Source organism: Petroclostridium xylanilyticum (assembly GCF_002252565.1).
GTDB classification, from domain to species: domain Bacteria; phylum Bacillota; class Clostridia; order SK-Y3; family SK-Y3; genus Petroclostridium; species Petroclostridium xylanilyticum.
In genome coordinates, this window is sequence record NZ_NPML01000003.1 from 54,861 (window position 1) to 68,026 (window position 13,166).

General features: G+C 34.9%; 10 protein-coding genes. 9 read left to right on the top strand and 1 reads right to left on the bottom strand.

The window, feature by feature from the left end; translation table 11 throughout:
* Nucleotides 1-24: 24 nt before the first annotated feature.
* Complete coding sequence (thrC, locus tag CIB29_RS01545) at nucleotides 25-1,527, top strand: threonine synthase (protein ID WP_094546105.1); 1,503 nt, start codon at nucleotides 25-27, stop codon at nucleotides 1,525-1,527.
* Between the two features lie 52 nt (nucleotides 1,528-1,579).
* Here thrC and CIB29_RS01550 read toward each other — a convergent pair whose 3' ends face one another.
* On the bottom strand, nucleotides 1,580-1,756 hold the full coding sequence (locus tag CIB29_RS01550) for a DUF1540 domain-containing protein (RefSeq protein WP_094546106.1): 177 nt from the start codon (nucleotides 1,754-1,756) through the stop codon (nucleotides 1,580-1,582).
* A 614-nt stretch (nucleotides 1,757-2,370) separates the two neighbouring features.
* Between CIB29_RS01550 and CIB29_RS01555 the strand changes: the two genes are divergently transcribed.
* The 8 genes from CIB29_RS01555 (at nucleotide 2,371) to CIB29_RS01590 (ending at nucleotide 13,166) form a co-directional block, all read left to right on the top strand.
* Entirely contained in the window at nucleotides 2,371-3,078 is a 708-nt protein-coding gene (locus CIB29_RS01555; RefSeq protein ID WP_094546108.1) for a metallophosphoesterase, read from the top strand.
* A 146-nt stretch (nucleotides 3,079-3,224) separates the two neighbouring features.
* Nucleotides 3,225-4,511: a trigger factor gene (tig, locus tag CIB29_RS01560; RefSeq protein WP_094546110.1), complete on the top strand. Its 1,287-nt coding sequence runs from the start codon at nucleotides 3,225-3,227 to the stop codon at nucleotides 4,509-4,511.
* A 50-nt stretch (nucleotides 4,512-4,561) separates the two neighbouring features.
* The gene (clpP, locus tag CIB29_RS01565; RefSeq protein WP_094546112.1) at nucleotides 4,562-5,143 is read left to right on the top strand and encodes an ATP-dependent Clp endopeptidase proteolytic subunit ClpP; all 582 of its coding nucleotides are present in this window, start codon (nucleotides 4,562-4,564) and stop codon (nucleotides 5,141-5,143) included.
* A gap of 31 nt (nucleotides 5,144-5,174) precedes the next feature.
* Nucleotides 5,175-6,470: an ATP-dependent Clp protease ATP-binding subunit ClpX gene (clpX, locus tag CIB29_RS01570; RefSeq protein WP_094546114.1), complete on the top strand. Its 1,296-nt coding sequence runs from the start codon at nucleotides 5,175-5,177 to the stop codon at nucleotides 6,468-6,470.
* 146 nt (nucleotides 6,471-6,616) lie between these two features.
* A complete protein-coding gene (gene lonB, locus CIB29_RS01575; protein ID WP_094546116.1) occupies nucleotides 6,617-8,296 on the top strand; it encodes an ATP-dependent protease LonB in 1,680 nt (559 codons plus the stop codon).
* 392 nt (nucleotides 8,297-8,688) lie between these two features.
* Entirely contained in the window at nucleotides 8,689-11,139 is a 2,451-nt protein-coding gene (gene lon, locus CIB29_RS01580; protein WP_094546118.1) for an endopeptidase La, read from the top strand.
* A gap of 302 nt (nucleotides 11,140-11,441) precedes the next feature.
* Nucleotides 11,442-12,488 (top strand): TRAP transporter substrate-binding protein, encoded by a 1,047-nt coding sequence (locus tag CIB29_RS01585; protein ID WP_094546120.1) that lies wholly within the window; start codon nucleotides 11,442-11,444, stop codon nucleotides 12,486-12,488.
* A gap of 192 nt (nucleotides 12,489-12,680) precedes the next feature.
* Complete coding sequence (locus CIB29_RS01590) at nucleotides 12,681-13,166, top strand: TRAP transporter small permease (protein ID WP_094546122.1); 486 nt, start codon at nucleotides 12,681-12,683, stop codon at nucleotides 13,164-13,166.

Consider the following 13,166-nt stretch of genomic DNA (forward strand, 5'->3'; position numbering starts at 1 on the left):
TTATCTTTCTTTGGAGGTTAGTTTATGCTATATCAGAGTACCAGGAATAAGAATGTGCTGGTAAAGTCCGCAGATGCTATAAAATTAGGCATTGCTCCTGATGGAGGTTTGTTTGTCCCCCAGGAAAAAGTGAAACTTTCGCCAGCCCATATCATGAATTTTTCAGAAATGAATTATAATGCCAGGGCAGTTGAAATATTAAAACTGTTTTTAACTGACTTTACCCAGGATGAAATTAAGGAATGTGTAGACAAGGCTTATAATAAAGATAAATTTGAAACGGAAAATATAGCGCCGGTTTATAAACTAAACGACAGTGTTTATTTTCTTGAATTGTGGCATGGACCTACCTGTGCTTTCAAAGATATGGCACTTCAAATTTTACCGCATTTGTTAACAAAGGCAGTTTTAAAAACGGGAGAGGATAAGGAAGTAGTTATTCTGGTTGCTACTTCGGGTGATACTGGTAAGGCTGCTTTAGAAGGGTTTAAGGACGTAGAAGGTACAAGGATTATTGTTTTTTATCCTGATAATGGGGTTAGTGAAATTCAAAAGCTCCAGATGATTACACAGGAAGGTCAGAATGTAGGTGTATGCGCTGTTGAAGGGAATTTTGATGATGCACAAAATGGAGTAAAAGCCATTTTTACTGACAGTGCATATAACGATTTACTGGAAAAATATAATTTCAGGCTGTCATCAGCAAATTCTATTAATTGGGGAAGACTGGTGCCGCAGATTATATATTATTTTTCAGCTTACGCTGATCTTCTTAAGAATGAAGAAATAAAAGAAGGAGAAAAGATAAATATTGTTGTTCCGACAGGTAACTTTGGTAATATTTTAGCAGCTTATTATGCTAAAGAGATGGGGTTGCCAGTTAATAAACTGATTTGTGCTTCGAATGAAAATAATGTACTTACTGAATTTATCAGGACAGGGGTATACGATAGAAACAGGGAGTTCAGGACTACTTTATCTCCTTCAATGGATATTCTTATATCCAGTAATTTAGAACGTTTATTGTTTGATGTTACAGGACATGATGATTTAAGAGTTAAACAATGGATGCAGGAATTAAAAGAAACAGGCAGATACGAGGTTCACGATATCACCAAACAAAAAATAAAAGAAATCTTTTGGGCCGGATATTGCGATGATGAAGCAACTTCACAAACAATAAAGGAAACTGAAATGAATTATAGTTATGTCATAGATACACATACTGCGGTAGCAAAGAATGTATATGACCAGTATGCAAGGGAAACTGGAGATAATACCAAAACAGTAATTGCTTCTACCGCAAGCCCTTTTAAATTTAATCAAAGTGTACTGATGGCATTGGCAGGAGAAGAAGAAATTCAGGGTAAAAGTGAATTTGAACTGCTGGAAATACTTGCGGAAAAAAGCGGATTAAGAATTCCAAAATCTTTATCACAGTTAAAAGACAAAGCGATTCTTCATAATATTAAATGTAAGAAAGAAGAAATGGAAAAAGTAGTAAATAGGATGTTGCAACTAGAATAAGAAATTATAAAAAAAGCAGCTATGCTGCTTTTTTTATCTGTTAATATATTAATTAACGTTCAGGCATAAAAGTTGCACAATCGGTTTGCTCGCTGCTTTGAGCATTACGAGGCTGTACCTCTATAGCCGAGGCCATACAATGATCGCCACTTCCATAGAAGTGACAAGTGTTAACTACACATTTAACTCCGCTTAAGGGCTGGTGTCTTTTTTCAACTCTAGGTTGCATTCAAATCACTCCTTTCAATATTATTTTCTCAAAAAAACCACTTAATATTCAAACCATTCATTGCTAGAAAAAGATCTATTAAAATATTATTATATGGTTTACAGTTAACAGTTCTCAGTTCACAGTAGTAAACGATTTAATAGCTTTTACTGTGAACCGTGAACTGTAAACTTATTGACTTTATCTGCCATGTAAAATCATTATCAGTAAATATATAATAACCATCTCCAATTTTTCAAATAATATAAAAGAGTGATTTTATGAAAGATAATATTAAAGATAAACAGCCTTGGGATGAACACTTACCGGGTAATAAAGCATATATTCAAAAATTTTAAAAAAATCAGAAAAAGAGATTAAGAAGATGACCGGTAAAGAGATGAGGGCAATATTCAACGGGAAAACCTCCAGAAAGACTAAAGTTTAGACTTTAGTCTTTCTTTTTCGTATTTAATAATATATAATCTATGTGGAATTTATTATGAGTATAATAGTTTGTGTTTCGTAGTCCTTAGTTAGTGGTAAATATTAACGCTACGAACTACGGACAGTTTTTGTGAATTTTGCTCAGGAACATTAACTTGTAAAAATACGAATACGAGGGTTAAGAGACTATGGCGTTATATGCAATTTCAGATTTACATTTATCTTTAAGCATCGATAAGCCTATGGAGATTTTTGGGAATCAATGGGATAATTACATGGAAAAAATTAGACTAAATTGGGTTCAGGAAGTGCAGGATGAAGATTGTATACTTATACCGGGCGATATATCATGGGCAACTTATCTTGAGCAAGTGTATAAAGATTTTGAATATATAAATAGTTTACCGGGTATAAAGGTAATATCAAAGGGTAATCATGATTATTGGTGGACAACCGTAAGTAAATTAAATAAATATATTTGTGTAAACCGGTTTGATAAGATATTTTTTTTGCATAATAATAGCTTTTTATACAAAGATATAGCCATATGCGGGACAAGGGGATGGAATTGTCCCGGCGCTAATGATTTTTCGGAGGATGATGAAAGAATATATGCAAGGGAAATGCAAAGATTAGAACTATCCATACAGCAAGGGTTGAAGTATAAGCCCAGGGAAATTATTGCTGTATTGCATTACCCGCCTGTTAACGTATATAAGGATATGCATTCGGGTTTTATCGATATTTTAAAGAAATATGAGATTAAAACCTGTATATATGGACATTTACATGCTGATTCCCAGAAAAACGCGCTGGTAGGCAAATATCAAGGAATACAATTTTATCTTGTTGCTTGCGATTACATAGATTTTAAGCCCATAAAACTAAGAAACTAAAAAATATTTCAATATTTTCGTAATAAATATTGGAATTCCAGTATTTATTATGCTATAATATAATGGTTAAAATTGTAGTAAATTCATCCTCTTAGGATGATCTAGTAAATACATAAGAAAAAATATCAAGGAGGCCTATAAAGTAAATGAATGTAAAGGTAGAGCAATTAGAAAAAAATGTTGTACAATTGGAGATAGAAGTTGATGCAGCAAAATTTGAAGAAGGCATGCAAAAAGCTTACATAAAAAATGTAAAAAAATTCAATATTCCAGGATTCAGGAAAGGCAAAGCGCCTCGAAAAATCGTTGAAAGATATTATGGCGAAGCAATTTTTTATGAAGATGCTATAAACATTGTGTGCCCTGAAGCATATGATGAAGCAGTAGAACAAACTAAAATAGAACCGGTAGACCGTCCTGAAATAGATATAAAACAAATCGGAAATGGTCAAAACCTGATTTTTACAGCTAAAGTTACCGTAAAACCGGAAATTGTGCTGGGAGACTATAAAGGTATAGAAGTAAATAAAATTGAGTATAATGTAACAGAAGATGATGTTGCTCAAGAGTTAAAAAAGATGCAGGAAAAGAACTCCAGATTAATTACTGTTGAAGATAGACCAGTTCAGATGGGAGACATCGCTGTAATTGATTTTGAGGGTTTTGTTGATGGAGAAGCTTTTGATGGCGGAAAAGGAACAAATTATAATCTTGAGATAGGTTCAGGACAGTTTATTCCTGGCTTTGAAGAACAGTTGATTGGTAAGAATACCGGAGAAGAAGTTGAAGTGAATGTGACTTTCCCTGAAGAGTATCATGTTGAAGCATTAGCTGGAAAGCCGGCAGTTTTCAAAGTAAAAATTAACCAGATAAAGTATAAAGAACTTCCGGTTATTGATGATGAGTTTGCAAAGGATGTAAGTGAATTTGATACTCTTGAGGAGCTCAAAGAAGATATAAGAAAGAAATTAACACAGGATGCAGAGCATAGAGCAAAGCATGAACTGGAGAATGCTGTTATTGACAAAGTAGTTGAAAATGTAACAGTAGAAATACCTGAAGTTATGATTGAGCATCAAATTGACTACATTACAAGGGATTTTGACCTGCGGCTTAGAGCTCAAGGTTTAACGCTTGATAAGTATTTAGAGCTTATAGGTTCTGATATACCTAAATTTAGAGAACAGTTTAAAGAGCAGGCGACCAAACAGGTAAAGACTTCTCTTGTCCTTGAAAAGATAGGAAAAGAAGAAGAGATTGATGTAACTGATGAAGAAGTTGACAAAGAGATAGTAAGATTAGCAGAGAACTATAAGATGGAAATTGAAAAACTCAAAAATGTGTTAAGACCTGAAGACATTCAATCTATCAAAGATGAATTGATTTTAGGAAAAACAGTGGATATGTTGGTGCAAAATGCGAAAATAGCATAAGCTAATAAGAATATAATCGATATACTCAATGTTTAAAAGGAGTGACATAAATGAGTTTAGTTCCAATAGTGGTTGAACAAACAAATAGAGGCGAAAGATCTTATGATATTTATTCTCGTCTTTTAAAAGAAAGAATAATCTTTCTGGGAGAAGAAGTAAATGATGTAACAGCCAGTCTTGTAGTTGCACAATTATTATTTTTGGAAGCAGAAGACCCGGATAAGGATATCAGTCTTTATATTAACAGTCCGGGGGGTTCTGTAACTGCAGGACTTGCTATTTATGATACTATGCAATATATAAGAGCTGATGTATCTACTATTTGTATTGGAATGGCAGCCAGCATGGGCGCCTTCCTGTTAGCAGCCGGCGCCAAAGGAAAAAGATTTGCATTACCTAATAGTGAAATCATGATACATCAGCCTTTGGGCGGTGCAAGAGGTCAGGCTACCGACATTAAAATTCATGCAGAACAGATTTTGAAGATTAAGGATAGACTTAATAGAATTCTTAGTGAGAGGACAGGACAACCTTTAGAAAGAATAGAACGAGACACTGATAGAGACTTTTTCATGACAGCAGAAGAAGCAAAAGCTTATGGAATAGTTGACCAGGTAATATCAAAAAGGTAGGCAGTAATGTCTAGGTAGAAGAGGTGTAAAGATGTCAAGATATGACGAAAAGAAGCAGTTAAAGTGCTCCTTTTGTGGAAAAACTCAAGACCAGGTCAAAAGATTGGTTGCGGGCCCCGGTGTATATATATGTGATGAGTGTATAGAGTTATGTTCTGAAATTATTGAAGAAGAATTCGAGGAAGCTAAAGTAGATGTGGAATTAAGTGATATTCCAAAGCCCAGGGAAATTAAGGAGATATTAGACCAGTATGTAATCGGGCAGGAGCAGGCAAAGAAAAACCTTGCTGTTGCAGTGTACAACCACTATAAAAGAATAAATACTGATATAAAATCAACAGACGTTGAGTTACAAAAAAGCAATATACTTATGTTAGGCCCTACAGGTTCTGGTAAAACCCTTCTTGCCCAGACTTTAGCCAGAATATTAAATGTACCCTTTGCAATTGCAGATGCTACATCATTAACAGAAGCCGGCTATGTGGGAGAAGATGTTGAGAATATTCTCCTTAAGCTGATTCAAGCAGCTGATTACGATATAGAACAGGCAGAAAAGGGTATTATATACATTGATGAGATTGATAAGATTGCGAGAAAATCTGAAAATCCATCCATCACAAGAGATGTTAGCGGTGAAGGTGTCCAACAGGCATTATTAAAAATTCTGGAGGGCACGGTTGCTTCTGTACCTCCACAAGGAGGCAGAAAACATCCTCATCAGGAGTTCATCCAGATTGACACTACGAATATATTGTTTATCTGTGGTGGAGCTTTTGATGGAATTGAAAAAATTATACAAAATAGAATTGGTAAGAAGTCCATGGGCTTTGGTGCCCAAATTGAAAGTAAAAAGGAACAGGATGTTGGGGCAATTCTCCAGAATATTCTTCCTCAGGATTTGTTAAAGTTTGGGTTAATTCCGGAATTCGTAGGTAGGCTTCCTGTAATTGTCACTCTAAACTCATTAGATAAGGATGCATTAATTCAAATACTTACCGAACCTAAAAATGCACTTGTAAAACAGTATCAAAAATTATTTGAGATAGATGATGTAATATTAGAGTTCGATAAAGAGGCTTTAGAAGCAATTGCAGATAAAGCTATAAAACGAAATACAGGAGCACGAGGTTTAAGGGCTATTCTTGAAGAAGTTATGTTGGAAGTGATGTTTGACATTCCTTCAGAAAAGAATGTTGAAAAATGTATTATTCATTTGGATTGCATTACAGAGGGTAAGCTGCCGGAATTAATAATAAATGAAAATAAAAAGCAGTTAAAAAAGACTACAGCAAGAAAATCAAGAGTTAAAAGGGAATCCGTATCATAAAAACCAGTGTTAACCGCACTGGTTTTTATGTGTTTTTTTATAAAATTGGTTTATGTTTACAGGATAAAAAAAGTGCTGAAACAAATAATAAAAAATGATAGATAAAACGCCATCCTATGCGTACAGCATGAAAAGGAGGAGTCAATTTGTTTAACAGCACAATTTTATTAATACAGTTTTTCTTTTCCATAGTTATTGGTATATACTTCCTTAACCTCTTAAAATCTCAACAAGGCAATAAAAGTGCGGTGGAAAAGGAGTCAAGAAAAGAGTTAGAAAAATTAAGAAAGCTCAGAGAAATTAAGCTGACTGAACCTTTGTCAGAAAAGACCAGGCCTTCCACTTTTAGTGAAATAATCGGACAAGAACAAGGATTGAAAGCTTTAAAAGCAGCTTTATGCGGTCCAAATCCTCAGCATGTAATTATCTATGGGCCACCGGGGGTAGGGAAAACAGCTGCTGCCAGAGTAGTCCTGGAAGAAGCTAAAAAAATGGAAATTTCACCATTTGGCAGAGAAGCAAAGTTTATCGAGATGGATGCAACAACATTAAGATTTGACGAAAGAGGTATAGCAGATCCATTAATTGGCTCAGTACATGATCCAATATATCAGGGAGCGGGTGCCTATGGTCAGGCTGGTATACCTCAACCTAAGCCGGGAGCTGTTACCAAGGCTCACGGAGGAATACTGTTCTTAGATGAAATAGGAGAATTGCATCCTATTCAAATGAATAAACTGTTAAAAGTCCTGGAGGATAGAAAGGTATTTCTCGAAAGTGCTTACTACAGTTCAGAGGATAACAACATACCTTCACATATACATGAAATTTTTCAAAAAGGTTTGCCTGCTGACTTTAGGTTGGTTGGAGCTACCACCCGCACGCCGGAAGATATACCCCCGGCCTTAAGATCAAGATGTGTAGAAATATTTTTTCGTTCGCTAACGGTTGAAGAAATTGCCAGGATCGCTAGAAACGCATCGAAAAAAGGAAATTTTTCAATGGAAGAGGGAGTGGAGTACCTGGTAGCCAAGTATGCGACCAATGGCCGGGATGCTGTTAATATTGTACAGATTGCCGGCGGAGTTGCGTTGGTAGAAGGCAGGTCTAGTATCACGAAAAAAGATATAGAATGGGTAATTGAGTTTGGGCAATACAGTCCAAGAATTGAGAAAAAAGTTGCTGCAGACAAACAGGTAGGATGTATTAATGGCCTGGCTGTTTTCGGCAGAAGTCAAGGGATGGTAATGGACATTGAGGCAACTGCAGTTCCTTGTGAAAAAGGAAAAGGGACGTTTACTGTAACAGGTATTATAGAAGAAGAGGAAATGGACGGCAGGGGGCAGAAATTAAAACGCAATAGTACGGCAAGGGCTTCGGTACAGAATATGTTAACAGTTATCAAAAAATTTCTTGGAGAGGATCCTGCTGACTATAATATTCATTTGAATTTTCCCGGCGGGATTCCGATAGATGGACCTTCTGCAGGAATAGCGATAATGACTGCAGTATATTCAGCGATTAAAAATATTCCTTTGGATGGAACCTTAGCTATGACAGGTGAAATTTCTATAAGAGGAAAGGTAAAGCCGGTAGGTGGGGTAGTAGCAAAAGTGGAAGCAGCACGGCAGGCAGGTGTGAAAAAGGTATTAATACCCAAAGAGAATTGGCAGGAACTGTTTGAAACAATGGATATAGAAGTAATTGCCGTTGAGGATATACACCAGGTAATGGATATTGTTTTTGGTATCAAACAAGAAAAAGAAGGAGTCGCTATATCTAACCAGGCGGATACTGTTAGTGTACTCACTGCATCTAGCCTTTGATCAGGTATATAGTTCACAGTTCACGGTTCACGGTTCACAGTTCACAGTAATCGGTGCATTGTGGGGAGTTTTTTTGAATTGAGAATTGACAATTGAGAATAGAGAATATAAAGTAGGTACAGATAAAGATAAACGCATAATAAATTCATTACAAAAATCTACACTATATCTTTATCTGTATCTTTATCTTATCTGTATCTTTATCTATGTCTATGTCACATTACACTGACCAGTTGTATAAAATCTTTAATCTAATTTATATAAATTCATTATTATCCCTATAATACCAAATAAAGAATATTGAAAAAAATCTTATGTAACGTTATAATTAATGAAAGTTGAATTATTGATTGCATTGTATTGTATAGGTTTATTATTAAGGAGTTGATATAATGGCAGAAGGGAAAAAGGTAATAAAAAAGCAAATATTGCCATTGCTCCCGCTAAGAGGTTTAACCGTATTTCCATATATGATATTACATTTTGATGTGGGCAGGACAAAATCTATTAAAGCTCTGGAAGAAGCAATGATTAACAACCAGTTGATTTTTTTGGTTTCTCAAAAAGATGTACAAATAGATGACCCTCAAGAAGAAGACGTATATAGGGTAGGAACTATTTCCAGAGTTAAGCAGCTTTTAAAGCTGCCGGGTGATACCATCAGGGTTTTGGTAGAGGGCTTGAGCAGGGCAGAAATTACTGAAATCACTCAAACTGAACCGTTTATTATGAGTGAAGTTATGGAAAAGATTAGTTTAGAGCCTGTTTATGACGAAGTAGAAATGGAAGCTATCATTCGAAAGGTCCATGCTGTATTTGAAGAGTACTTCCAGTTAAGCAACAAAATTTCACCGGATACAATGGTTTCCTTAATGGCAATAGAAGATCCTGGACAGCTTGCTGATGTTATTGCGGCAAATATTATATTAAAGCAGGAAAGTAAGCAGGAAATACTTAATGAATTTGATCCAAAGGCTCGTTTAGAACAACTAATCGTAATACTTAGCAAAGAGATTGAAATTTTAGAAGTTGAAAAAAGTATTAGTGCGAGAGTAAAGAAGCAAATAGACAAAAATCAACGGGAATATTATTTAAGAGAACAGTTAAAAGCTATTCAAAGTGAACTGGGTGATAAGGATGGTATTACTGCTGAAGTAGAGGAATATAAGGAGAAAATTGCCAAAGCAGCTTTGCCGGAAGAAGTTGAGAAAAAAGCATTAAAAGAAGTAGACAGGCTTTTAAAAATGCCGGCCGGTTCAGCAGAGGGTTCAGTAGTAAGAAACTATTTAGATTGGATTTTGGACCTCCCATGGGATAAGACTACAGAAGAAAGGTTTGATCTAAAGCAGGCAGAGGAAATACTGGATGCAGATCATTACGGGTTGGAAAAAGTTAAAGAAAGGATACTGGAATATCTTGCAATAAGACAGTTAGCAAAAGATATCAAAGGTCCCATTTTGTGCTTGGCTGGACCTCCGGGGGTAGGAAAGACATCTATAGCAAAATCCATCGCCAAGGCATTAAATAGAAATTATGTGAGAATGTCGCTCGGTGGAGTCCGGGATGAAGCTGAAATCAGAGGTCATAGGAGAACTTATGTAGGGTCTATGCCGGGAAGAATCATAAATGCTTTAAAGCAGGCAGGTTCTAAAAATGCTTTAATTCTTTTAGATGAAATAGATAAAATGAGCAGCGATTTTCGGGGTGACCCTGCTGCAGCGATGCTGGAAGTATTAGACGCAGAGCAAAACTATGCATTTAGAGACCATTACCTGGAAGTGCCCTTTGATTTGTCGCAAATTCTGTTTTTAACAACAGCAAATAATCTGGATACAATTCCAAGGCCTCTTCTTGATCGAATGGAAGTTTTGCATATTCCTGGATATACGGAAGAAGAGAAAGTTAATATTGCGACAAAGTATTTGTTACCTAAGCAGATGGAAAAACACGGACTAAGCAAGAATAATCTAAAACTAGATGAAAAAGTGATCAGGGATATCATTAATTACTATACAAGGGAAGCAGGAGTTAGAAACCTTGAGAGGGAAATTGCGAATATTTGTAGAAAGGCTGCAAGAATCCTCATTACAAATAATCAAAAGTCAGTAACTATAAATAGCAGGAATCTTGAAAAATATCTTGGTATTAAAAAATACAGATATGATATGGCCAATGAAAAAGACGAGGTAGGTATTGCAACAGGCTTGGCATGGACTCCTGTGGGAGGAGATACGCTGTTTATAGAAGTTAATGTAATGGAAGGCAGTGGAAAAGTTGAACTTACCGGCCATCTCGGAGATGTAATGAAGGAATCTGCGAGGGCAGCCATAAGCTATATCCGCTCAAAAGCAGAAGATTTGGGTATCGATAAAGACTTTCATAAAAAGCTGGATATTCATATTCATGTTCCTGAAGGGGCTACACCTAAAGATGGGCCTTCAGCTGGTATTACAATGGCGACTGCATTGGTTTCTGCATTATCGGAAGTTCCTGTTAGAAAGAATGTAGCCATGACCGGAGAAATTACTTTGCGAGGGCGAGTACTTGCAATTGGTGGATTAAAAGAAAAAGCATTAGCTGCCTATAGAGCTGGTATTTATACAATTATTGTGCCAATGGACAATAAGAAAGACCTTGATGAAATCCCTGAAAATATTAGGAAGAAAGTCAAATTTGTATTAGCGGAGCATATGGATACTGTGCTTAAGACGGCGTTAAATGATAAACAAAAGAGAAAAAATTTATATGATATAAAAGATAAGGGAAATGACCAGATTCAACAATCTTCTTTAGAGCATGTTTCTACAGGGATAAAAAGCAATTTGCCTACAATAGAGCAATAAAGCTATAGCCCAAAATGGGGCTATAGTTTTTTTTAATTAAATATATATTTTATTTTAACAAAAATATTTACTTGAGAAGAAAAATATGATAATATTAAAACATGATATACTTGTATATACATGTTAGAGCGTGTATATATATTTGGAGGGAGGTATATTTTATTGTAGCTAAATTTATATTTATTTTAAGGGGTAACTTGAATAAAGATAGCGGCTGAAGGGGGAGGAGATTAATTAAGAATTACAAAATGAATGTAGGTGTAAAAAACTATTGATTAAAAAATAATGAGGAGGTCATTTTGATGAAAAAAATAGTAGGCATTTTATTAGTATTGTCAATGCTTTGTTTAAGTTTAGCAGGTTGTGGTGCAAGTACTACTTCTAACAAACAAGTTTCTGATAAACCAACTGGAAAAGAACAAGAAACAACAAAAACGTATAAAATAAAAGTTGCTAACATATTAGCGGCTGATCATCCTGAAACTCTTGCATTTAATAAATTCAAAGAACTTGTTGAGACAAAGTCCGAAGGTAAAATAAAAGTTGAAGTTTATCCTAATTGTCAATTGGGATCATCAGAAACATATATTGATAGTATGAGACAAGGAGCTATAGAAATTACTTCGCCTGGAACAGTAATGGCACAACTTCAGCCTCTTGTAGCCACTCCTGAAATGCCTTTACTTTTTAGAGATTGGGACCATGTGAAAAAAACTCTTACAGGTCCTTTAGCTGAAGAAATGACTAAAGGTATGGTTGAAAAGTTGGGTGTAAGACATCTGGGATTTGCACCAATAAGTTTCAGGGTTATTACATCGAATTTTGAAATTAAAAAATTTGAGGATTTAAAAGGAATGCGTTTAAGGGTTCCCAATATTCCTTTCTATATAGAATTTGCCAAAGGAGTTGGGGCTAATCCGATTGCTATGGCATTTAGTGAATTGTTTACTGGATTGGAACAAAAAGTTGTAGATGGTCAGGAGAATCCATATGCGACAATAAAAGCTAATAAATTTTATGAGGTACAGCCTTATATACTTGATTCTAGGCATATATTTACAGTACATGGCTGGTACATAAATGAAAAATTTTATCAAAGTCTTCCAGAAAAATATCAAAAAATAGTTGCAGACTCTGCTAAGGAAGCTATCGAATATTGTTATGAGATTTCAATAAAGGCAGAAGAAGAAGCAATTCAGTTCTTGAAAGATAAAGGTATAAAAATACACTTCCCTGATGAAACTTTCAAAGAAAAATTAAAAGAGTCCCAAAAAGATGTTCGGGAGTTTTTCTATAAACAATATCCTGGTAGTAAAGAACTTGCTGAAAAAATAGAAAAAGTACAATAAAGAAAAAGAAATGGTTTATTACTATAAAACTGCTTGTAATATTACAAGTAGTTTTATAGTAAATCTTAACATGATGTAAGTCTAAAAAAACCGGGTACAGATTCTATTTTTTACACCTAAATTAATTTGTGGGAAAGTTATAAAATATTTTTGAGATCTAAGTACAGGTGGTTACTTAAGGAGGTTGTGAGCGTGAAAGAAAAACAGTACTTAAAAATAATGCAAAAGATATTTAACGGATTTGTAGTTATATCTTTATCTATAATGGTAACGTTGGTATTCATTAATGTTATAATGAGGTATGTATTTAATACTAGTATCCCAGAAGCAGAGGAGTTGTCACGGTTTTTCTTTATATGGACAATCTTCCTGGGAATAATCGTTGCATATAAAGATAACGAACATGTAGCAGTTACACTACTTGTTGACAAATTAAAAGGCATACCTAAATTGATTTTTAATGTGATTTCTTATATAGCCGTATTATTTACAATGGGAGTTATTCTTATAGGAGGTATTAATTATACCAAACTTGCTTATACGTATAAAACAGCAGCTACGGGAACTAATTTTGCTTTCATATCCATTTCTATTGTAGTTATGGCAATAGCTATAATTGGCATAATTTTTCGCAATATATACAAATCGCTTCAAAAGAAAAGGGAAGGGGGATATTAA